Origin of the sequence: Isoptericola sp. NPDC057559, from assembly GCF_042801555.1 — a bacterium.
Lineage (GTDB): Bacteria > Actinomycetota > Actinomycetes > Actinomycetales > Cellulomonadaceae > Isoptericola.
In genome coordinates, this window is the sequence record NZ_JBHVFQ010000002.1 from 37,759 (window position 1) to 59,332 (window position 21,574).

The window sequence follows — 21,574 nt, forward strand, 5'->3', positions numbered from 1 at the left end:
GTGACCTTGGTGGTCTGGGTGACCTTGGTGGTCTGGGTGACCTTGGTGGTCTGGGTGACCTTGGTGGTCTGGGTGACCTTGGTGGTCTGGGTGACCTTGGTGGTCTGGGTGACCTCGGTGACCTCGGTGACCTCGGTGACCTCGGTGACCTCGGCACCGGCGGTCTCGGTGACCTGACCGGCGCGCTGCCGGGGCTGGACGGCACGGTGGACGAGCTGGTCGCCACCGTGGCGGACACCGTCGGTGCCGTGGACGACCTGCTGGGGACCCCGACGCTGCTGCGGTCCACGGTGGACTCGCTGGCCGGTCCTGACGGGCTCGTGTACGACGTCCTCGGCCCTGACGAGGCCAGCGCCGGCGTCACGGACGGCCTGGTCGACGCGGTCGTCGCCGACGTCGACTCGACCCTCGGTTCGCTGGCGGCCGGCGACCTGCCGGGCGTCGTGGACGACCTGACCGCGGAGGGCGGCCTGGTCGACGACGTGCTGGAGGACCAGGGTCTCGACCCGGTGCTGACCGACGTCGTGGACTCGACCGGCACGGTCGACGACCTGCTGGGCACCGGCTCGCTGGTGCAGGACACGGTCGGCGGGATCGCCGGTGAGGACGGCGTCCTGGACGACGTCCTGGGCACCGACGAGCCGCAGGACGGCGTCACGGACGGTCTCGTGGAGGCCGTGGTGGACGACGTCGACTCGACGCTGGACTCGGTGACGGCCGGCGACCTGCCGGGCGTGGTCGACGGCGTCGTGGCCGACGGCGCCCTGGTGGACGACGTGCTCGAGGACGGCGGCGTCGACACCGCGGTGGACGACGTGGTCGGTCAGGTCTCGGACCTGGCGGGCACGGTCGACGACACGGCGGGCACCGGCACGCTGGTGCAGGACACCGTGGACGGCGTGCTCGGTGACGACGGCGTCGTGGACGACGTCGTCGGGCCGGACGCGCCGCAGGGCGGCGTGACCGACGGTCTGGTCGACGCCGTGCTGGACGACGCGGGGCAGACCGTCGGCGACCTGACCGAGGGTGACCTCGACGGGGTGGTCGACGGCGTGACCGCGGAGGACGGTCTGGTCGACGACGTGCTGGAGGACCAGGGTCTCGACCCGGTGCTCAACGACGTCGTGGACTCCACCGGTGCGGTGGACGACCTGCTGGGGACGGGCTCCGCGGTGCAGGACACCGTGGGCGGCGTGCTCGGTGAGGACGGTGTCGTGGACGACGTCGTGGGTGCCGACGAGCCGCAGGACGGCGTCACGGACGGCCTCGTGGAGGCCGTGGTGGACGACCTCGACTCGACGCTGGACTCGGTGACGGCCGGAGACCTGCCGGGCGTCGTGGACGACCTGACCGCGGAGGACGGTCTGGTCGACGACGTGCTGGAGGACCAGGGTCTCGACCCGGTGCTGAACGACGTCGTGGACTCCACCGGTGGGGTGGACGACCTGTTGGGGACCGGCGACCTCGTCGAGGACACGGTCGACGGGATCGCCGGTGAGGACGGCGTCGTGGACGACGTCATCGGCGCCGACGAGCCCCAGGAGGGCGTGACCGACGAGCTCGTCGAGCACGTGGTCGAGGACGTCAACGACACCGCCAACGACCTGCTCGAGGGCGACCTCGGCGCGGTCACCGACGACCTCCTCGCGGAGGACGGCCTCGTGGACGACGTCCTCGAGGACGGCGCGACGGCCGTCGACCCGACGGATCCCACGGATCCCACGGATCCCACGGATCCCACGGATCCCACGGATCCCACGGACCCGACGGACCCGACGGACCCGACGGACCCGACGGACCCGACGGACCCGACGGACCCGACCGACCCCGGTGACGGCACCGACAACCCCGGTGACGGCACCGACGGCACCAACCCTGGCGACGGCACGGACGGCACCGACGGGTCGGGCGACGGCTCGACCACCCCGCTGGGTGGTCCGGTCGCCGCGGCGGGCGCGTCGGACGGCGTGCTGACGGCGGACGGTCTGGTGCAGGCGTCGGCGGCGGGCACGGGTGCCGCGCTGCCGACGACGGGTGCCGACCTGCGGCTGCTGGGCCTGGCCCTGCTGCTGATGCTGGCGGGCGGCGCGCTGCAGGTGCGTCGTCGGACGGCGGTCGCGGTCGCGCACCGCTGACCCCACCGGAGCCGACACCGGCTCCGGACGGGGCGGCGCTGTCACGGGGGATCACTGGGGAGTGTCCCGTGGCAGCTCCGCCCCGGCTGGGGTCGGCGCGGGCGCAGCACGGCGCAGGGGGCTGGGCCGCGTCCGCGACATGTCGGCGACCAGGGGGCACGTGGGCGGCCCCGGGCGGAGGATCACCGGTGTCGACCGGCAGACCTGCCCGGGGCTGCCCACGGAACGCGCCTACCCTGGATGACCGTGCCCCGACTGATCGCCGACCTCACGCCGTTGCGCGTCTCTCCGGCGTTCCGGCGGCTGTGGTGGGGGCTGGGCGTGTCGAACATCGGCACGCAGGTCACGGTGGTGGCGGTGGGCCTGCAGGTCTACGCGCTCACGGGCAGCACGCTGGCCGTGGGCACGCTCGGCATCGCGGCCCTGGTGCCGCTGGTGGCGCTCGGCCTGTACGGCGGGGCCCTGGTGGACCACTACGACCGGCGCCGGGTGTCGCTGCTCGCGTCGTCGGTGCTGTGGCTGGTGACGGCGGCCATCGCGGCGCAGGCGTGGCTCGACGTCGGGTCGGTCAACCTTTTGTACGGGCTGGTGGCGCTCCAGTCGGCGGCGTTCGCCATCAACAACCCGGCGCGCACGTCGATCGTGCCGCGGCTGCTGGAGCCGCAGCTCATGCCCGCGGCCAACGCGCTGCAGACCCTGTCGATGAACGTGGCGCTCACGGGCGGCCCGCTCATCGGCGCCACGCTGGTGGGCTGGGGCGGCTACGGCATCGCGTACACGCTGGACGCGCTGCTGTTCACGGCGGCGCTGTGGGCGGTGTGGCGGCTGCCGGCGGTGCCGCCGGAGCAGGCCCTGGACGACGGGGCCGGCGGCGCGGGCGCGCCGCCCCGCCGCCGGGTGGTCGGGCTGGGCTCGGTGCTCGACGGGCTGCGCTACCTCGCGACGCGGCCGAACGTCCGCACGACGTTCGTCGTCGACCTGGCCGCGATGGTGCTCGCCTTCCCCCGCGTGCTGTGGCCGGCGGCGGGCGCGCTGTACCTGGGCGGCGGGGCGACGACGACGGGCGTCCTCGCCGCCGGGTTCGCGGTGGGCGGCATCCTCGCGAGCGTGTTCTCCGGCGCGTTGGTGCGCGTGCGGTGGCAGGGCCGGGTCATCGTCTGGGCGATCACGTCGTGGGGCGTGTGCGTCGCGCTGTTCGGCGCGGTGCTCGTCGTCGTCGGCCCCGGCTCACCCGACGGGGTGCTGTGGGGCGCCGTCGTGCTGGCCGGGGTGGCGCTGCTGCTCGCGGGCGGGTCCGACGCGATCTCGTCGGTGTTCCGCCAGTCGATCCTGCAGACGGCGACCCCCGACCACATGCGCGGGCGCCTGCAGGGCGTGTTCATCGTGGTGGTCGCGGGCGGCCCGCGGCTCGGCGAGATGGTGCTCGGCACGGAGGCCACGTGGTTCGGCGAGGGCTGGGCGGCCGTCGTCGGCGGGCTGGCGTGCCTCGTCGTGCTGTGGCTGGTCGTGCGCCTGCAGCCGCGGTTCTGGCGGTACGACGCGCACCACCCGGAGCCGTGACCGGCGGTCAGACCGTCGCGGTGTAGGGCCGCCGTCGTCGCATGCCCGGCAGCGCGACGACGGCGAGGATGGCGCAGAGCCAGCCGCCCGACATCGTGACGAGGAAGCCGGCGTGCGAGTCCACGGCGTCGATCGCGACGCCGGCCAGCCACGACCCCAGCGAGACGCCGACGCCGAGCGACGTGCCCACCCAGGTGAGGCCCTCGGTGAGCTGGTGCGGCGCGACCAGGGCCTGCACCAGCGCGTTCCCGTTGACGAGCGTGGGCGCGATGGCGAACCCGGTCACGAACATCACCACGGCCAGCACGGCGATGTGGTGCACGAGGAAGAACATCGAGACGCCGACGGCGATCGCGCAGGCGCCGACCGTGAACCGCGTGGACAGCGGCGAGACCCAGTGCCGCGCCCCGTACGCCAGGCCGGAGATCATCGAGCCGAGCGCGAAGCACGCCAGCACCAGCCCGGCCATCCCCTTGACGCCCTGCTCCTCGGCGAACGCGACCGTCGCCACGTCGCTCGAGCCGAACATGACGCCCATCGCGACGAAGACGACGGCCAGCACGGGCATGCCCGCCATCCGGATCGCGGAGCGGTGGTCGAGGGCGACGGCGTCCGGGTGCGCGACCGTCCCCAGGTGCTCGCCGTCCGCCGGGACGGCGACCCGACCCGCGGGCGGCTCCGTGGCGCGCTGGCTGAGGAACCACGCCGCGCCCCCGCCGCCCACGACCGCCGCCACGAGCAGCCCGCCCGCGGGGGCGACCGTCGTCGCGAGGACCGTCGCGACGACCGGCCCGACGATGAACACCAGCTCGTCGAGCGCGGCCTCCAGCGAGTACGCGGTGTGCAGGCGCCGCGGGTCGTCCAGGGCGCGGGACCAGCGCGCCCGCACGAGCGACCCGTACGAGCCCTGCGACGCGCCGCCGACGGCGGCCAGCACCCACAGCACCCACTCCGGCGCGCCCGCCACGGCGGCCAGGACCAGGCCGAGCAGGCCGATCGTGGTCGCGACCAGCAGCGGCGTCATGACGCGGGCCTGCCCGCGCCGGTCGACGACGCGCGCGATCTGCGGCGACACGATCGCCTGCGCCACGACGAGGACCGCGGAGACGCGGCCCGCCATCGCGTAGGAGCCGTACAGCGTCTGCACCATGAGCACGGTGCTGATGCCGACCATCGACATGGGGAGGCGCGCGATGACGCCGGCGGCCGAGAAGCGGGTGGCGCCGGGCACGCGCAGGACGTCGAGGTAGGGGTTGCGGTTCCGGGTCCCCGACGCCGCGTCGGAGCTCTCGGGGACGGGCAAGGTCACCGCCGGATTCTCCCACTCCCCGACCTCGCCGGCAGCGTCGTCACGGAGTGTCCTCCGTCTCGCGCCGGCACGCTCCGGCGCCTACCGTGCCGAGCATGACCACGAGAGCGCGGGCCGAGGCGGCGTACCTCGCCCCGCGTGCCGCCTGGGCGCTCGGCGGCGTCGCGCTCCTCGCCCTCGGGTCGGCGGTGCTGCTCGGGGCGCACGTCGGGGTCGACCCGTTCACGTCGGCGAACATCGGTGTCAGCGCGCGCCTCGGCGTCGGGCTCGGGCCGTACCAGCTCGCCGTGAACGCGGTGCTCCTCGTGCCGGTCCTGGTCTGGGGGCGGCACTACGTGGGGCTGGGGACCGTCATCAACATGGTGATGGTCGGGTTCTTCGTGCAGTGGTTCAGCGCGCTGCTCGGCCCCGTGCTGCCCGACCCGCCGGGCCTGCTGCTGCAGGCGGCACTGTTCGTGGTCGGGATCGTGCTGTTCACCGCCGGGGCGTCGGCGTACATGACGGCGGGCATCGGCACGGCGCCGTACGACGCGATCGCGCCGATGGTCGTCGACCGCACCCGCGCGCGCTACCGCGTGGTCCGGGTGATCCAGGACCTGGCGTTCGTCGGGCTGGCGATCGCGTTCGGCGGGCCGGTCGGCGTGGGCACGGTGATGACGGCGTTCTTCGCCGGCCCGCTCATCGACTTCTTCAACGAGCGGGTCAACAAGCCGCTGCTGCACCGCCTCCTGCCCGACGGCGGTCCGCGGGAGGCCCGGCCCCGCTGAGGGGCGTCGCCCGCCGCGTCCGGCGAGGGATGCGACGGATGTCGGTCCGACCGGCCAGGATGGGGGCCATGACCGACTCCCTGACCCACGTGACCGTGGTCGACGACCGCGACCAGCAGGTCTTCCTCGCCCGGCTCGAGGACGGCCGCACCGCCGGCGGCGCCTACTACGAGCGGACCGACGGCGTGGTGGTCTTCACGCACACGGAGGTCGACCCGGCGTTCGAGGGACAGGGGATCGGGTCGCAGCTCGCGGAGGGCGCGCTCGCCCAGGTGCGGGAGGCGGGCGAGAAGATCGTGCCGCTGTGCCCGTTCGTCAAGGCCTACGTGCAGCGCCACCCCGAGCACGCCGACCTGCTCGCGCACCCCGCCCGGTGAGGGCCGGGACCTCCCCGTCGCGTCGGTCCTCGACGCGACGGGCTTCGACGCGCCGGTCCTCGACGACGCGCGGCGGGATCGCCGCGCTGGGTGCGTCCGTCGCGCTCCTGCTCGGCGCGTGCGCCGGCGGCCTCGACCCGGCCGCGACCGGCCTCGGCGGCGCGGACGTCGACGAGCCCGCGGCCACGTCCCAGCCGGCGCCCGCCGGCACCGCGCCCGCGGCCTCCGGCACGGCCCTCGCCGCGCTCGAGACGCTCCCGGTGAAGGGCCGCGCGCCCAAGACCGGCTACTCGCGCGACCAGTTCGGCCCGGCCTGGGCCGACGTCGACCACAACGGCTGCGACACCCGCAACGACATCCTGGCGCGCGACCTGCGCCGCACCGTCACCGACCCCGACACCCACGACTGCATCGTGCTGAGCGGCGTCCTGGCCGACCCCTACACGGGCCGGACCATCGACTTCCGCCGCGGGCAGACCACGTCGACCGCGGTGCAGATCGACCACGTCGTCGCGCTGTCGGACGCGTGGCAGAAGGGCGCGCAGCAGCTCGACGGCGACGTGCGCCGGCGCCTCGCGAACGACCCGCTCAACCTGCTCGCGGCCGACGGCCCCACCAACGCGGGCAAGGGCGACGGCGACGCCGCGACGTGGCTGCCGCCGAGCAAGGCCTTCCGCTGCCAGTACGTGGCGCGGCAGGTGGCCGTGAAGCAGGCGTACGCGCTGTGGGTCACGCAGGCCGAGCACGACGCCGTCGAGAAGGTGCTCGCGCGCTGCCCCGAGGAGCCCCTGCCCTCCGGCGGCCAGGCGCCGCGGGTCGACGCCTCCGGGGACGGCACCGCGTCCGACGACGCCGGTACGGACGACGCCGGTACCGACGATGCCGTCGAGGACCGGGCTCCGTTCGCCAACTGCACCGAGGCGCGGGCCGCCGGGGCGGCGCCGGTGCACCGCGGCGACCCGGGCTACTCCTCGAAGCTGGACCGCGACGGGGACGGCGTCGGCTGCCAGTAGCGCCCGGGACGCGGGACGGTCAGCCGGGCAGGGAGTCGCCCTGCGCCGCCTGGATCTCCAGCTCGACCTTGAGGGTCGTCCCGACGATGGCGACGCCGGCCGCGGCCACCTCGTTGTACCGGATGGCGAACGCGTCCCGGCGCAGCTCGGTGGTGGCGCGGAACGCCGCGCGCACCACCCCCTGGGCGTCGGCCCCGGTGCCCAGGTAGGTCAGGTCGAGGTCCACCGGGTGCGCCCGGCCGTGCAGGGTGAGCTCGCCGTGCACGGTCCAGCGGCCGTCCGCCACGGGCGTCAGCCCGGTGGAGCGGTACGTGATGTGCTCGTACCGCTCCACGTCGAGGAAGTCCGGGGACCGCAGGTGCCCGTCGCGGTAGGCGTTGCCGGTGTCGATCGACGCCGCCGCGATCACGGCCGCCACGCCCGAGCGGGAGACGTCGCCGGGGGCGACGTCGATGCGGCCGGCGAGCTCCGTGAACCGCCCGCGCACGCTGGAGATGCCCAGGTGCTGGGCGACGGCCGTCACCGACGAGTGCGCCGGGTCGATGGTCCACGGGCCCGGGGGCGGCAGCTCCGTGCCGCCCTGCCTGGCCAGGGTCACCGTGCCGACGGCGGCCCGCCCCGCCGCGGTGACGATCGTCGACGTCGCGGCGGGCGCGTAGCCCACGGCCGTGACGATCGCGACGTACGCACCGGGCGGGAGCGCCGCGTCGCCGCGGACCGTGCCGTCGTCGTCCGCGTCGGCCCGCAGCACCTGGCCACCGGCGGCGTCCGTCAGCGTGACGACGGCGTGCGGCACGGCCCACCCGTCGCGCGTCCGGACCGTCGCGGTCAGCGTCCCGTTCACCTGCTCGCTCACCTGCTCGCTCACCTGCTCGCTCACCTGCTCGCTCACCTGCTCGCTCACCTGCTCGCTCACCTGCTCGCTCACCGGCTCGCTCACTCGGCCGGGTGGGCGAGCGAGACGTCGTGGCCGTCGACGCCCGCGCCGGCGAGGCTCAGCGCCGTCGCCGCCGGCGGGTAGCCCGTCGCGATCACGGTGTACTCCCCGCCGTCGAGGTCGGCGAACGCGTAGGCGCCGTCCGGCCCGGTCGTGGCGGTGCCCGCGACGTTGCCCGCCGCGTCGACGAGCGTGACGCGGGCGTCGGCGAGGGGGCCGTGCGGGGCGCGCACGACGCCGGTCACGCGGGCGCCCGCCGCGAGCTCCACGTCGACGCGGGTGACGCCGGTGGCGCCGACCTCGACGGGCAGCGCCCGGGGGCGGAACCCGGCGGCGTTGACCGCCACGGTGACGGGTCCCGGCACGAGCTCCTCGAGCGCGAACGTGCCATCCTCGGTCGTGGTGACGCTCGCCTGCAGGTCGCCGCGCACGTCGGTGACCAGCACCAGCGCGCCCGCGACGGGCTGCCGGTCCGCGCCGCGCACGACGCCGCGCAGGCCGCTCGTGCCGCTGAGCAGCACGTCGTGGGTCAGCGGGGCCGAGCCGACGACGATCGTCGACGCCTGCGGCTGGAAGCCGTCGGCGGAGGCGATGAGCACGTACGTCCCGGCGCCGGGGGCGTCGACGGCGTACGCGCCGTCGGACCGGGCGATGGCCAGGCCGAGCTGGCTGCCGCCCAGCGAGATGAGCGTGATCGCCGCCTGCGGCAGCGGAGCGCCCTCCGCCCCGCGGACCAGGCCGCGCACGGAGACGCCGTTCGGGAGGCCGCCCGGGCCGCCGTCGCCGGCGGGCAGGACGTCCGCCGCCGGAGCGCCGCGGCGCGCCGTGGGCTCGGCGCCGACCGCGACGAGCTCCGGCGCGTAGGCCTCCTCGGGCTCCATGACGGCGGGGCCGGCCTCGGCGGCGGACTGCTCCATCGCCCCCTTGGTCTGCAGGGGGACCTCCTTGATGAAGGACACGAGCAGGAAGGCGACGAACGCGGCGCACGCGGCGATGAGGAAGATGTCGGCGATGCCGTGCCCGTAGGCGCTCTCCAGGATGCCGCGCAGCGGCTCGGGCACCGCGTCCATGTCGGGGATGTCGCCGGAGGACCCGGCGCCCTGGGCCAGCCTGGCGCCCTCCGGGCCGAGCTCGGCGAGGCCGTCGGTGACGTACCCGGAGATGCGGTTCGCCATGACGGCACCCAGTGCGGAGACGCCGATCGCGCCACCGAGGGAGCGGAAGAACGAGATCACGGAGCTCGCGGAGCCCAGGTCGGAGGGGGCCACCTGGTTCTGCGTGCACAGCACGAGGTTCTGCATCATCATGCCGACGCCGAGGCCCATGCAGGCCATGAAGGCGGCGACGTGCCAGTACTCGGTGTCGTAGCGGATGGTGCCGAGCAGCCCCAGCCCGGCGGTCATGAGCAGGCCGCCGGAGACGAGCCAGCCCTTCCACCGGCCCGTGCGGGTGATGATCTGACCGGAGACCGTCGAGGAGACGAAGAGCCCGGCGATCATCGGGATCGTCATGACGCCCGCCATCGTCGGCGTCTGGTCGCGCGCCAGCTGGAAGTACTGGCTGAAGAAGATGGTGCCGGCGAACATCGCGACGCCCACGAACAGCGACGCGGCGGACGAGAGCGCGATCGTGGGGTTGCGGAACAGTCGCATGGGGATGATCGGCATGGCGGCCTTGGACTCGACCAGCACGAAGAGCGCGACGAGGACGACGGCACCGCCGACCATCGCGTACGTCTGCCACGAGCTCCACTCGTACTTGTCGCCCGCGAACGTGACCCACAGGAGCAGGAGGCACACGGCGGCGGTCGAGAGGAAGGCGCCGCCCCAGTCGATCTTCACGTTGTCGCGCTTGACGACCGGCAGGTGCAGGGTCTTCTGCAGCATGATGATCGCGATGACGGCGAACGGCACGCCCACGTAGAAGGTCCAGCGCCAGCCGAGCCAGTCGGTGTCGGTGATGACCCCGCCGAGCAGGGGCCCGCCCACGGTCGCGACGGCGAACGTCGCGCCGATGTAGCCGGAGTACCGGCCGCGTTCCCGCGGCGCGATCATCGTCGCCATGACGATCTGGACCAGGGCGGACAGACCGCCGCCGCCGATGCCCTGGAACACGCGGCAGGTGATCAGCCACTCCGGGCTCTGCGCGAGGCCGGCCGCCGCCGACGACAGGACGAAGATCACGAGCGCGACCTGGACCAGCACCTTCTTGCTGACCAGGTCGGCCAGCTTGCCCCACAGGGGGGTGGTGGCGGTGGTCGCCAGCAGGGAGGCGGTGACCACCCAGGTGTAGGCGGACTGCCCGCCACCGATCTCGGCGATGACCTCCGGCAGCGCGTTGGACACGATCGTGGACGACAGGATCGCCACGAACATGCCGAGCAGCAGGCCCGACAGGGCCTCCATGATCTGCCGGTGGCTCATCGCGAGACCGGTCCCGGGATCGGCGCGGCCGCCGCGCTTGGCGTGCGCGGGTGCCGTCGCTGTGGTCGATGTCATGGGGGTCCTCTCGAGGGTGCTGCGGGGTGCTGCGGGGTGCTGCGGGGGTGCTGCGGGGTGCTGCGTGAGGTGGGGCAGGCCGTCAGGCCCGCGCCGTGGCCGCGGTGCGCGCGGCCGTCGGGCAGTCGGCGAAGCTGCCGTGCAGGCGGGCCATGAGCCCGGCGAGCCGGTCGACCTCCTCGCCGTCCCAGTCGCCCATCCGCTCGGCGAACAGGCGGGACGTGCGCGCGGAGATCTCGTCGAGCTTCCGTAGCCCGGTCGGGGTGAGGCTGACGATCCACGACCGTCGGTCGTCGGGGTCGCGCGTGCGCTCGACCCAGCCCTGCTCGACGGCGTGGGAGACGTGCCGGCTGGTGACGGACAGGTCGATCCACAGCTGGTCGGCGAGCGCGGTCAGGCGCAGCGGCCCCTGACGGCGCAGCGTCGACAGCACCGCGGTCGGGCCGACCGGGCAGTCGTGAGGCAGGTTCCGCACGATGGTGCGCTTGACGACGCCGACGGCCCGCAGCTGTCGCTGGAGCTCTTCGTACCGCGCGTGCTCGGACACTCTCGCCCACTCCCCATTCGGTTGCGGGGAGCAAACATAAAAAGGTTGCCTGCTGAAATCAAATTGATGTCAGGGAGTGGTCCGGCGCGCCTCGCGCCACATCGTCGCCATCGCGCGGACGCCGTACCGGAGGTACACCCGCTGCGGGCGTCCGCCGCGCGTCAGGGCGTCGGTGCCCCCGTCGCAGTAGACGACCTGGCCGGTCGTGAAGCGGTTCTCCCGCGAGACCAGGAAGGCGAGCAGGTCGGCGACCGGTTCCACCGGCCCCGGCGCGCCGAGCGGCTGGGGGAGCGCCGTCTCCAGCAGGACCCGGTCGCGCTCCCAGGTGCGCGTGCCGACGTCGGTGGCGACGATCCCCGGCGCCACCGCGTTGAGCACGATGCCCGCGCGCGCCCACGACGGCGACACGGCCGTGGCGCGGGTCCACAGGTTCAGGGCGGCCTTGCTGGACCGGTAGAGCTGGCTCCCGCGCCCGGTGCGGACCAGGCGTCCGGCCACGGCCAGCGCGCGCGCCTCGTCGCCGCCGCGGCAGGCGCGGACGAGCGCGCCGCTGCCGCGGTTCAGGGTGGACGACGAGGACACGACGACGGCCGCGGGGGCGTCCGAGGCGGCCAGGCACCCGCGCAGCCCCTCCAGCACGGCGGTGGCCCCGAAGTAGTTCAGCGCGACGGTCTCGGCCCGGGGCGCGCCCGCCCCGGCGGCCGCGACCAGGCCGTTGACCCGCCCGCCGCTGAGCGACCGCACCTGCTCGACCAGGTCGGCGCGACCGGTGGGCGTCGTGAGGTCGGCGCGCACGTCCGCGCCGTCGGCCAGCCCGCAGGTGATCACCCGCCCGCGCGTGGCGAGCAGGTCCGCGACCGCCAGGCCCAGGCCGGAGTCGGCGCCGGTGACGACGTAGGTGCGCGGGTCCGGCACGGCGGGCCCGGTCAGGCGTCGCCGAGCGCGCCGTCGACCAGCTCCTTCGCGGCGGCCTGCACCTCGGCGAGGTGGTCGGCCGAGACGAACGACTCGGCGTAGATCTTGTACACGTCCTCGGTGCCCGACGGGCGGGCCGCGAACCACGCGTCCTCGGTGGTCACCTTGAGGCCGCCGATCTTCGCGCCGTTGCCGGGCGCCTCGGTGAGCGTCGCCGTGATGTCCTGCCCGGCGAGGGTCGTCGAGGTGACCTGGTCGGGGGAGAGGGCCGCGAGGCTCGCCTTCTGCTCGCGCGACGCCGGCGCGTCGACCCGGGCGTACCAGGACTCGCCGTGGCGGGCGACGAGGTCGGCGTGGTGCTCCGACGGGGTGCGGCCGGTGGTCGCGATGATCTCCGAGGCGAGCAGGGCCAGCAGCAGGCCGTCCTTGTCGGTGGACCACACGCGGCCGTCGCGGCGCAGGAACGACGCCCCCGCCGACTCCTCGCCGCCGAACCCGACGTCGCCGTCGAGCAGGCCGGGCACGAACCACTTGAAGCCCACGGGCACCTCGACCAGGCGCCGGCCCAGGCCGGACGCGACCCGGTCGATGAGCGCGGAGGACACGAGCGTCTTGCCGATCGCGGCGCCACCGGGCCAGCCGGGGCGCGCGCCGCCGTACAGGTACTCGATGGCGACGGCCAGGTAGTGGTTCGGGTTCATCAGCCCCGCGTCGGGGGTGACGATGCCGTGCCGGTCGGAGTCCGCGTCGTTGCCGGTCGCGACGTCGAACGGCGCGTCGTCCTTCATCCGCTCGACCAGCGACGCCATCGCGTACGGGGAGCTGCAGTCCATGCGGATCTTGCCGTCCCAGTCGAGCGTCATGAACGACCAGCGCGGGTCCACCTGCGGGTTCACCACGGTGAGGTCGAGGTCGTACCGCTCGCCGATCGCGCCCCAGTACTCCACCGACGCGCCGCCCAGCGGGTCCGCGCCGATGCGCACGCCGGCGGTGCGGATCGCGTCGAGGTCGACGACGTTCGGCAGGTCGTCGACGTACGTCGTGAGGAAGTCGTGCTTGTGGGTGGTGTCGGCGCCGAGCGCGTCCTCGAGCGAGACGCGGCGCACCGACGCGAGCCCGCCGGTGCGGAGGATCTCGTTGGCGCGGTCCGCGATCCACCCCGTGGCCTCGGAGCCGGCGGGGCCGCCGTGCGGCGGGTTGTACTTGAAGCCGCCGTCGCGCGGCGGGTTGTGCGACGGCGTGACGACGATCCCGTCCGCGAGCCCCGGGCCCGTGGTGCGCACGCCGTCGCCCGTCGTCGCGCCGTTGTGGATGAGGATCGACTGCGACACCGCCGGCGTGGGCGTGAACGAGTCGCGCGCGTCCACCATGACGGTGACGCCCGCGGCCGCCAGCACCTCCAGCGCCGTCTGCCACGCCGGCAGCGACAGCGCGTGCGTGTCGCGGCCGATGAACAGCGGGCCGTCCGTGCCCTGCGAGGCGCGGTACTCGACGATCGCCTGCGTGATCGCGGCGATGTGCGCCTCGTTGAACGCCGTGTCCAGGCTGGAGCCGCGGTGGCCGGACGTGCCGAACACCACCTTCTGGCCAGGGTCCGCCGGGTCCGGCGTGCGGTCGTAGTACGCACCCACCACCTGGTCGACGTCGATGAGGTCGCTGTCCTGGGCCGGCATCCCTGCGCGCTCGTGCATGTGTCGAGTCTGCCATTCGCGCGGGGGTCAGCGCCGGAAGTCCGCCTTGCGCACCACGCCGTGGACGCCGACGGTGCGGTCCACGACCTGCGAGACGGCGAAGTCGGCGGCCGCGGACAGGTAGGCGTAGGCGACGGCGCGGTCCAGCCCGCGGTCGTGCTCCAGGAAGTCGAGGGCGTTGACGACGGCGCGACGCATCGCGACGTCGAGGTCCGTGCCCTGCCCGCCGACGGAGCCGTCCGGGTCGGACAGGCCGATCGGGATCCACGCCTCGGCCGTCTCCGCGAAGGGGTAGGAGTACGCCACGGACGGTGCGTCCCCGGTGCCCTTCTTGCACACGGTGAGCCGGAACGTGCCGCGCAGCGACCCCTCCATGGCGGTGAGCGCGACCTCGCCGTCGCCCATCGCCATGTGCGGGTCGCCGACGTAGAACAGGGCGCCCGGCGCGCGGACGGGCAGGTAGAACGTGGACCCGGCGCCCAGGTGGCTGATGTCGATGTTGCCGCCGCCCAGCGTCGGCGGGATCGAGTTGGCCTCGGGGGCGGTGAGCCGGGCGTTGTCCGAGAACGCGACGCCCATCGTGCCGAAGAAGCAGCGCAGCGGGAACGACACCCGCGAGCGGCCCGTGCCGAGGACGGCGCGCTTGCCCTGGACCCGCGCGAGCAGCGACACGTTGCCGTACTCGGTGGGGACGCCGGAGGGGCGGCCGTCCGTCGCGACGGGCGGCATGACCTCGTCGAGCGTGATGCCCGCGGGCGCGCCGCCGCCGGTCAGGGCGAGCGCGCCCTTGCCGTGCCGGGAGGAGATGACGCCGTACGGCACGCGCGGGGCGACGTCGAGCGTCTCGATCTTCAGCACGTCGCCGGGCTCGGCGCCCTCGACGTGCACCGGGCCGGTGATGACGTGCGGGCCGTCGGTGTCGAAGTCGCGCGGCGTGCGGTCGTAGCCGGCGGCGATGGCGGCGGCGTCGTCCAGCACCTCGCGCCGACGCACGCCCTGCTCCCCGAACCAGGCGGCGGGGTCGCGTCCCTGGTCCTCGAGGATGCCCTCGTGCGAGACCGAGTCGATGGTGATCGTGCGGCCCGAGCGCATCCGGGTGACGGGCGTCGCGTGCACGGACGGCACGTAGCCCCACAGGACGTCGTCGACGTCGGAGCGCAGGTAGTGGTCCCCGCGGATGCGGCCCTGGCCCGGCTGCAGGATCCCGCCGAAGGTCGCCGGCGCGACGCGCCCGGCGGCCGCGGCGGGTGCGGCGCCCGCGACGGCGACCGCGGCGCCCACCCCGGCCGCGGCCTGGAGGAAGCGGCGGCGGCCCAGCCCCGTGGTGAGGATCCGTGCGGCGTCTCGTCCGTCGTGCATGTGCGCTCCTCCTGGGGTGCCGGCTGCGGGTGGGCCCGACGGTAGGCAGCGCGTGTTTCGCCCGTGTTCGGGCGGCATGTCGGCGAGGTGAGCGGTCGGACGGGGCGCGGGCCGGGCGCGGTCGGGCGCCGCGCCGGACATGGCTGGAGCCCCCCGCCCGGTGAGGGGGCGGGGGGCTCCTGCGGCTGACCATACCGTCGTCGCCCGCTTTGGTATACCCCAACGGGCGACGCGGCGGGACGGCCTCGGTCAGGCCGAGCGGGGGCGGCTGGGCCGCGACTCGTTCCACACCCGGTCGAGGGCCGTGACGACGTACGTGTAGCGCTCGCCCGGCGCGGCCGTGGTGTCGGTGAAGTGCTGCTCGACGCCCCCCGACGAGCGCACCGTCGCCACGAGGTTGCGGGCGTCCTCGACGTCGACGGCGGCGCCCCGGCCGGCGGCGCGGTAGACGGCGAACGACGTGGCCGCCGTCCGGCGCGGGCCGGTGTCGAGCCACTTCAGGGCCACGCCGCCCGCCCTCGCCGACGCCTCGGCGAGGACGGGGACGCGGACCGGGGTGGCGGGCAGGTGCGCCATCGCGGGGACCAGCGCGGGGTGGGCGTAGTGGTCCGCGCGGACGCGGGACATCGAGCCCTTCGGGTCCTGCGGCACGTGCACGGCCGAGAAGTAGACGTTGCCGTGCACGGGCGTGCCCTGCGCGTCCAGCTCCGCGCAGTAGGTGAGGTGGTTCGACAGCTCCGCCGGGTCGGTGAACACCCCCGACGTCACCTTGTAGAGCGCCTCGCCGACGTACAGGTGGGTGCCGGACCGCGCCGCGACGTCGGCCCACCACGGCACGAGCTTGCGGTAGTCGGCGACGGCGAGCCCGAACTGCCAGTAGATCTGCGGGTTGATGTAGTCGAGCCAGCCCTCGAGCACCCACTTGCGCGTGTCGGCGAACTGGCCGTCGTAGCTCTGCGACCCGGCGGTGTCCGAGCCGGCGGGGTCGGTGGCCTTGTTGCGCCAGATGCCGAACGGGCTGATGCCGAACTTGACCCAGGGCTTGAGCTCCTTGATCCGCCCGGAGATCGTCTGCACGAAGGTGTCGACGTTGTGCCGTCGCCACTCCTCGATGGTCGCGAAGCCGTCGCCGTGCGCGGCGTACGTGCCGGCGTCGGGCAGGGTCTGCCCGGCCACGGGGTACGGGTAGAAGTAGTCGTCGAAGTGCACGCCGTCGATGTCGTAGTGCTCGACGCTGTGCAGGATCGCCGCGTAGATGTGCTCGCGCGCCTCCGGCAGGCCCGGGTCGAAGTAGAGCTTGCCGCCGAACGGCCACACCCAGTCGGGGTGCTGCCGGGCGGGGTGGGTGGGGACGAGCTTCGTGGGGTCCGTCTGCATCGACACGCGGTACGGGTTGTACCAGGCGTGCAGCTCGAGGTTGCGGGCGTGCGTCTCCTCGACGGCGAACCCCAGCGGGTCGAAGCCGGGGTCGCCGCCCTGCGTGCCGGTGAGGTACTGGGACCACGGCTCGTACGGGCTGGGCCAGAAGGCGTCCGCCGTCGGGCGCACCTGGACGAAGACGGCGTTGAGGTTCATGGCCACCGCGACGTCGAGCCAGTGCCGGTACTCGGCCTTCAGCTCGTCGGCGCCGAGGCCGGTGCGCGACGGCCAGTCGATGTTCACGACGGACGAGATCCACATCGCGCGCAGCTCGCGCTTGCGGGCGGTCGTCGCGCCGGCGGCGGTCTCCGCGGCGCCGGCGGGGGTCATCGAGCCGACGGTGACCGACAGTGTCGAGCCGGCGATCCCCGCGGCGGCGAGGGTGAGGAAGCCGCGCCGGTCGAGAGCGGCGGCGCGGGAGACGGGCGGGTGCGTCATTGCAGGTCCTCCGGGTCAGGGGCGTCAGGTAAGAGAGTTTCACGCGCAGAGTTACCGATGAAGACGAGTGTCGCGGATGTCGCACCGCGCGCGCCACCCCACGATGCGTGCTTACCGTGCGACCTGGGCAACGATGCCGAGGCTTGAGGGGGCCGACATGCGCACGGTGCGACGCATCATCACGACCGGGATCACGGCGGGGGTCGCCGCTGTCCTGGCGCTCACGACCGGGGTGGCGGGAGCGGGGGCGGCGTCCGCCGCCGTCCGACCGCTGCCCGACAAGTCCTACGGGCTCTCGTCCTACTACGGTCCACGCTGCATGCCGATCAAGTCGGCGTCGGCGTACCACCTGGGCCAGGACATGAGCGCGTCCAGGGGCACGGACATCAAGTCCGTCGCGGCGGGGACGGTCGTCAAGGCCGGCTCCGCGCCCGGCTTCGGGCAGGTCGTCGTCGTGCGGTCGAGCGTCGACGGCGGCAAGGTCTACGCCGTCTACGGCCACGTCGTCGACGGGGACCGCTACGTCAAGACCGGCAAGAGCGTGAAGCGCGGCCAGCACATCGCCGACGTCGGGAGCTCGGGCACGTCCACGGCGCCGCACCTGCACCTGGAGATCTGGAAGGGCGCGTACAAGGGTTCCGGGAAGACCTCGGACCCCCTGTCCTGGATGAAGAACCACGGGGCGTCGCTCACCGCGGGCGCGTCCTGGGCCGCCAAGCGCGTCGTGCCGACGTCGTGCACCTACTGGACGACCACCACCGTGAACCTGCGCTCCGGGCCCAGCACGAGCTACCGGGTGCTCAAGACGGTCAAGGTCAACCGCAAGCTCACCGCCAAGCCGGGCGCCAGCTCCGGCGTTTGGCGCAAGGTGACCTACAGCGGCACGACGGGCTGGATGCACGCCGACTACGTGTCGCCCGGGCTCACCTCGCTGGGCACCCGCTACGTCCAGGTGAACGGCCTGCGCCTGCGGGCGAAGCCGAGCACGAGCTCCGCGATCCTCACGTCCATGAACAAGGGCAAGGCCGTCAAGAAGATCTGGCCCACCGCGGACGGGTGGGTGAAGGTCTACGTCGACGGCAAGCAGGGCTTCGTCGCGGCGAAGTACCTCGGCATGAAGGAGCCCTGACCGGGCCGTCGTCGAGCCCGCCGGGACGGTGGTCCCGGCGGGTTCGACGCGCGTCGGTCAGGCGGCGTGCGGGTCGGAGGCGTTGAGTCGCGCGACCGTCGCGTCGTACGCGCCCGACGTCTCCGCGAACCGCAGGAACTTCACGCCCTCGACCAGGACCTCGTGGGCGTCGGGGCGGGCCGCGAGCAGCTCGACCACCTCGTCCGCGAACGCGTCGAGCGGCATCGCCACCGGGCTGTCCTCCTGCCCCGGCATGAGGGCCGTCCGCACCGCCGGGGGCACGATCTCGACCACCTGCACGCCCGCGGGCTCCAGCTGCAGCCGGATGCCCTCGCTGAGGCGGTGGACCGCCGCCTTGGTCGCGTTGTAGGTGGGCGTCACCGCGAGCGGCACGTGCGCCAGCCCCGACGAGACGGTGACGAACGCGGCCCCCGCCCCCGGGCGCGTGCGCAGGTGCGGCAGGAAGGCCGCGGCGAGCCGGATCGGGCCGAGCAGGTTGGTGACGACGGTCCGCTCGGCGACGGCGAGGAAGTCCGGCGACGTCCAGTCCTCGGCCTCCATGATCCCCGCCATCGCGACGACGACGTCGAGGTCCGGGTGCCGGGCGAGCACCTCGTCCCGGGCCGCCTCGATGCTCGCGGGGTCCGCCGTGTCGATACGGACGGCGTCGATCCCGGGGTGGGCGGCCACGATCTCGTCGAGCAGGGCGGTGCGGCGGCCGCCCACGATCACGGTGCTGCCGCGGGCCCGGAGGCGCAGGGCCAGGGCGAGGCCGATGCCGCTCGTCGCGCCGGGGATGAAGACGGTGCTGCGGGTGATGTCCATGCCGTCCACCGTGCGTCGTGCGCCGCCGGGGCGGGAGAGGAGCGGTCATCGGGGGACCGGCGGTCCCTGGCTGCGGTCTGGTCGTCCCGCCGGTGGCGGCGGACGATGGGCGTATGGACCGTGCCGCCCTCGCCGAGTTCCTCCGCCGTCGTCGTGCCGCGGTGCAGCCCGCCGACGTCGGCCTCCCCGCCGGCGCGCGACGCCGCACCGCCGGCCTGCGGCGGGAGGAGGTCGCGGCGCTCGCGGCGATGTCCGCGGACTACTACACGCGGCTCGAGCAGCAGCGCGGGCCGCAGCCCAGCGAGCAGATGCTGGCGTCGCTCGCGCGGGCCCTGCGGCTCACCGACGACGAGCGGGACTACCTGTTCCGCGTCGCCGGCCGCGGGGCGCCGGACCGCGTGACGATGTCGTCGCACGTGTCGCCCGCACTGCTGCGCGTGCTCGACCGGCTGTCCGACACCCCCGCCCTCGTGCTGTCCGCGCTCGGCGAGACGCTGGTGGCGAACGACCTCGCCGTCGCGCTGCTCGGCGACCGGTCCGCGCTGACCGGCTGGGCGCGCAGCGACGTCTACCGCTGGTTCACCGACCCGGACGAGCGGCTCCTGTACCCCGAGGACGACCGCGACCGGCAGGGCCGCTCGCTCGTCTCCACCCTGCGCGCGGCGCACGGCGCACGGGATGCTCGGCCCGCGCTCGCGGGCGGGGGAGCTCGTGCGGGAGCTGCGCGGGCGCAGCCCCGAGTTCGCCGAGCTCTGGGACCGGCACGAGGTGCACCAGCGCTTCGCGGACCACAAGACCCTGGTGCACCCGGCGGTCGGCCCCGTCGAGCTGGACTGCCAGGTGCTGTTCACCGAGGACCAGACGCAGGCGCTGCTGGTCCTCACCGCCCCGCCCCGCTCCGAGGCGGAGGAGAAGCTCGCGCTGCTCGCCGTCGTCGGCCGGCAGGCGATGGCGCGCTGAGCCCGGACCGACGCCGAACAGGCAGTTGACACCGTGATGGGCCCCAGGTTGGACCCATCACGGTGTCAAGTGCCTGTTCGGCCAGGTGTAGGTCGGCCTGCTCGGCGCGTCGAGGTGCATGCCTTCGCGACGAGAGTATGGTCCCGGGCATGGCATCGAAGCCCGTCAGCAGACCCCTGCAGGAACCCGCGTTCCTCATCCTGTCCGCCCTCGCCCAGGGCGCGTCGCACGGGTACGGCATCTCCAAGGACGTCGAGGAGAGCTCCGGCGGCCGCGTCACCCTGCGCGCCGGCACCCTGTACGGCGCGATCGACCGGCTCGTCGCCGCCGGGCTGGTCGAGGTCGACCACGAGGAGGTCGTCGACTCCCGGCTGCGCCGCTACTACCGCCTGACCGCCGAGGGCGGCACCCGGCTCGGCGCCGAGGCCCGGCGCGCCGAGGCGCAGGCACGGCAGGCGCTCGACCGGCTCGCCCGGCGCACCTCCGCGCGCGCCGCAGGCTCCGGCACCGCGGTCCCGCGCGGGCTCGGGGAGGTACCGGCATGAGCGTCCCCGACGTCCCCGACGTCCCCGGCGCGTCGGAGCCGAGCGCGGTCGCGCCCGTGCTGGTCCGTGACTACCGGCGGCTCCTGCGCCTGTTCCCGTACACCTACCGCCGCGCGCACGAGGCGGAGATGCTCGGACATCTGCTCGACGCCGCCGCGCCCGGGCAGTCGCGACCTGCGCGGGCGGACGTCGTCGACCTGCTCCGCGCCGCCGCGCGGGAGTGGGCGCTCGCACCGCTCGGGTCCACGCCGGCCCAACGACGAGCCGCCACCGGGTGGACGATGGCGCTGCTGATCCCGCTCCTCGGCCTCGGGGCGGTCGTCGGGCTGGCAGGCGCGGCGATCGGTGGCCTGTCCGCGGGAGTCGACGGCATGCTCGCGACCGCTCCGTTGGCCGTGTCCTGGGTGGTCTGGGGCGTCGGGGCCCTGGTCCTTGTCACCGGAGCGCTCGGTAGCGCGTCGGTCGTGATCTTGTCGGGCGCCGTGCTGGGGTGGGCGGCCATCGGTGTCCTCGTGGCACGCGGCGAACTGTTGGCCGTGTATACGGGCGTCGGGTGGGTCGTCGGTCAGACGGCGTGCGCCGTTGTCGTCCGCGAGCACGGCCGCCGGGCTCACGGGCTCCGGTGGTCTGTCTTGATCAGGCTGGGCCTGTTTCTCGGCGCGGTCGCCGTCGCGACGCCCCTGGTGACCGTCCTGCACGGCCTCACCGGCGGCCTCAACTGGTTCTTCGTCGACCCGGTGCCCTTCGGCGTCCATTTTGACGCGCGCACACTGCTCGTCCTCCTCGCTGTCGTCGGTGCGCTCCTGCTGACCCGCCCCCGTGCGCGGCAGGCCGTGCCGGTGATGGCCGGGGTGGTGACGGCGATCGGGGTGGGCCGGGCCGGCGTCTTCGGGTCGAGGACTGCCCCGTTCTACGGGATCGACCTCGGCCAGATCGTCGTTCTCCTGCTGGTGGCGTTGGGCGTGACCCTCGCGTCGCGCTGGGTGGTCAACCGGCTCGACGAGCTCGCGGAGGCGCGACGCCGGCTGGCGGATCTGCCGGTCCCGGTCGCCGGAGGCCCGACGGCAGCCTGACCGAACGCCGACGCCGAACAGGCAGTTGGTCCCGGTATGAGCGTCTGACGGCGCTCATACCGGGACCAACTGCCTGT

General features: G+C 74.2%; 17 protein-coding genes and 1 pseudogene. 9 read left to right on the plus strand and 9 right to left on the minus strand.

Annotated elements, in window-relative coordinates:
• The first annotated feature begins 206 nt into the window (after positions 1–206).
• On the plus strand, positions 207–2,135 hold the full coding sequence (locus ACFU5J_RS03130) for a hypothetical protein (protein WP_430577789.1): 1,929 nt from the start codon (positions 207–209) through the stop codon (positions 2,133–2,135).
• A 246-nt stretch (positions 2,136–2,381) separates the two neighbouring features.
• Positions 2,382–3,695 (plus strand): MFS transporter, encoded by a 1,314-nt coding sequence (locus ACFU5J_RS03135; RefSeq protein WP_430577790.1) that lies wholly within the window; start codon positions 2,382–2,384, stop codon positions 3,693–3,695.
• Positions 3,696–3,702: 7 nt separating this feature from the next.
• Here ACFU5J_RS03135 and ACFU5J_RS03140 read toward each other — a convergent pair whose 3' ends face one another.
• Entirely contained in the window at positions 3,703–5,004 is a 1,302-nt protein-coding gene (locus ACFU5J_RS03140; RefSeq protein ID WP_430573941.1) for an MFS transporter, read from the minus strand.
• A gap of 95 nt (positions 5,005–5,099) precedes the next feature.
• Between ACFU5J_RS03140 and ACFU5J_RS03145 the strand changes: the two genes are divergently transcribed.
• The 3 genes from ACFU5J_RS03145 to ACFU5J_RS03155 all read left to right on the plus strand — a co-directional run bounded on the left by ACFU5J_RS03145 (position 5,100) and on the right by ACFU5J_RS03155 (position 7,161).
• The gene (locus ACFU5J_RS03145) at positions 5,100–5,771 is read left to right on the plus strand and encodes a YitT family protein (protein WP_430577791.1); all 672 of its coding nucleotides are present in this window, start codon (positions 5,100–5,102) and stop codon (positions 5,769–5,771) included.
• A gap of 68 nt (positions 5,772–5,839) precedes the next feature.
• Complete coding sequence (locus tag ACFU5J_RS03150; protein WP_430577792.1) at positions 5,840–6,148, plus strand: GNAT family N-acetyltransferase; 309 nt, start codon at positions 5,840–5,842, stop codon at positions 6,146–6,148.
• A complete protein-coding gene (locus ACFU5J_RS03155; RefSeq protein WP_430577793.1) occupies positions 6,145–7,161 on the plus strand; it encodes a DUF1524 domain-containing protein in 1,017 nt (338 codons plus the stop codon). Before ACFU5J_RS03150 ends, ACFU5J_RS03155 begins: the two co-directional genes overlap by 4 nt.
• A 19-nt stretch (positions 7,162–7,180) precedes the next feature.
• On the opposite strand, the gene ACFU5J_RS03160 is transcribed toward ACFU5J_RS03155, so the two are convergent.
• From ACFU5J_RS03160 to ACFU5J_RS03190, 7 genes are all read right to left on the minus strand, one after another.
• Positions 7,181–8,089 (minus strand): YceI family protein, encoded by a 909-nt coding sequence (locus ACFU5J_RS03160; RefSeq protein WP_430577794.1) that lies wholly within the window; start codon positions 8,087–8,089, stop codon positions 7,181–7,183.
• An 8-nt stretch (positions 8,090–8,097) separates the two neighbouring features.
• Positions 8,098–10,596: an MFS transporter gene (locus ACFU5J_RS03165; RefSeq protein WP_430577795.1), complete on the minus strand. Its 2,499-nt coding sequence runs from the start codon at positions 10,594–10,596 to the stop codon at positions 8,098–8,100.
• 82 nt (positions 10,597–10,678) lie between these two features.
• A complete protein-coding gene (locus tag ACFU5J_RS03170; RefSeq protein WP_430573947.1) occupies positions 10,679–11,143 on the minus strand; it encodes a MarR family winged helix-turn-helix transcriptional regulator in 465 nt (154 codons plus the stop codon).
• A 69-nt stretch (positions 11,144–11,212) separates the two neighbouring features.
• Positions 11,213–12,058, minus strand: coding sequence for an SDR family oxidoreductase (locus ACFU5J_RS03175; RefSeq protein WP_430577796.1), 846 nt, complete (start codon positions 12,056–12,058; stop codon positions 11,213–11,215).
• An 11-nt stretch (positions 12,059–12,069) separates the two neighbouring features.
• Complete coding sequence (pgm, locus tag ACFU5J_RS03180) at positions 12,070–13,749, minus strand: phosphoglucomutase (alpha-D-glucose-1,6-bisphosphate-dependent) (protein ID WP_430577797.1); 1,680 nt, start codon at positions 13,747–13,749, stop codon at positions 12,070–12,072.
• A 27-nt stretch (positions 13,750–13,776) separates the two neighbouring features.
• Positions 13,777–15,108, minus strand: coding sequence for an acetamidase/formamidase family protein (locus ACFU5J_RS03185; protein WP_430577798.1), 1,332 nt, complete (start codon positions 15,106–15,108; stop codon positions 13,777–13,779).
• Positions 15,109–15,357: 249 nt separating this feature from the next.
• The gene (locus ACFU5J_RS03190; protein WP_430577799.1) at positions 15,358–16,965 is read right to left on the minus strand and encodes a glycoside hydrolase family 10 protein; all 1,608 of its coding nucleotides are present in this window, start codon (positions 16,963–16,965) and stop codon (positions 15,358–15,360) included.
• A 157-nt stretch (positions 16,966–17,122) separates the two neighbouring features.
• Here ACFU5J_RS03190 and ACFU5J_RS03195 point away from each other — a divergent pair, with 157 nt between their 5' ends.
• Complete coding sequence (locus ACFU5J_RS03195) at positions 17,123–18,094, plus strand: SH3 domain-containing protein (RefSeq protein WP_430577800.1); 972 nt, start codon at positions 17,123–17,125, stop codon at positions 18,092–18,094.
• Positions 18,095–18,151: 57 nt separating this feature from the next.
• Here the strand turns inward: ACFU5J_RS03195 and ACFU5J_RS03200 are convergent, their stop codons facing one another.
• Positions 18,152–18,919 (minus strand): SDR family oxidoreductase, encoded by a 768-nt coding sequence (locus ACFU5J_RS03200; protein ID WP_430577801.1) that lies wholly within the window; start codon positions 18,917–18,919, stop codon positions 18,152–18,154.
• 113 nt (positions 18,920–19,032) lie between these two features.
• On the opposite strand from ACFU5J_RS03200, the pseudogene ACFU5J_RS03205 reads away from it, so the two are divergent.
• The 3 genes and pseudogenes from ACFU5J_RS03205 to ACFU5J_RS03215 all read left to right on the plus strand — a co-directional run bounded on the left by ACFU5J_RS03205 (position 19,033) and on the right by ACFU5J_RS03215 (position 21,497).
• A pseudogene (locus ACFU5J_RS03205) lies at positions 19,033–19,879 on the plus strand (helix-turn-helix transcriptional regulator).
• A 149-nt stretch (positions 19,880–20,028) separates the two neighbouring features.
• Positions 20,029–20,424, plus strand: coding sequence for a PadR family transcriptional regulator (locus tag ACFU5J_RS03210; protein ID WP_430577802.1), 396 nt, complete (start codon positions 20,029–20,031; stop codon positions 20,422–20,424).
• 281 nt (positions 20,425–20,705) lie between these two features.
• Entirely contained in the window at positions 20,706–21,497 is a 792-nt protein-coding gene (locus ACFU5J_RS03215; protein ID WP_430577803.1) for a hypothetical protein, read from the plus strand.
• The last annotated feature ends 77 nt before the right edge of the window (positions 21,498–21,574 follow it).

Excerpts from the sequence above, each read along its gene's own strand:
- ACFU5J_RS03190 (WP_430577799.1), bottom strand. The coding sequence starts at position 16,965 with ATGACGCACCCGCCCGTCTCCCGCGCCGCCGCTCTCGACCGGCGCGGC.
- ACFU5J_RS03210 (WP_430577802.1), top strand. The coding sequence starts at position 20,029 with ATGGCATCGAAGCCCGTCAGCAGACCCCTGCAGGAACCCGCGTTCCTC.
- pgm (WP_430577797.1), bottom strand. The coding sequence starts at position 13,749 with ATGCACGAGCGCGCAGGGATGCCGGCCCAGGACAGCGACCTCATCGAC.
- ACFU5J_RS03200 (WP_430577801.1), bottom strand. The coding sequence starts at position 18,919 with ATGGACATCACCCGCAGCACCGTCTTCATCCCCGGCGCGACGAGCGGC.
- ACFU5J_RS03185 (WP_430577798.1), bottom strand. The coding sequence starts at position 15,108 with ATGCACGACGGACGAGACGCCGCACGGATCCTCACCACGGGGCTGGGC.
- ACFU5J_RS03215 (WP_430577803.1), top strand. The coding sequence starts at position 20,706 with ATGGCGCTGCTGATCCCGCTCCTCGGCCTCGGGGCGGTCGTCGGGCTG.
- ACFU5J_RS03145 (WP_430577791.1), top strand. The coding sequence starts at position 5,100 with ATGACCACGAGAGCGCGGGCCGAGGCGGCGTACCTCGCCCCGCGTGCC.
- ACFU5J_RS03150 (WP_430577792.1), top strand. The coding sequence starts at position 5,840 with ATGACCGACTCCCTGACCCACGTGACCGTGGTCGACGACCGCGACCAG.
- ACFU5J_RS03165 (WP_430577795.1), bottom strand. The coding sequence starts at position 10,596 with ATGACATCGACCACAGCGACGGCACCCGCGCACGCCAAGCGCGGCGGC.
- ACFU5J_RS03195 (WP_430577800.1), top strand. The coding sequence starts at position 17,123 with ATGCGCACGGTGCGACGCATCATCACGACCGGGATCACGGCGGGGGTC.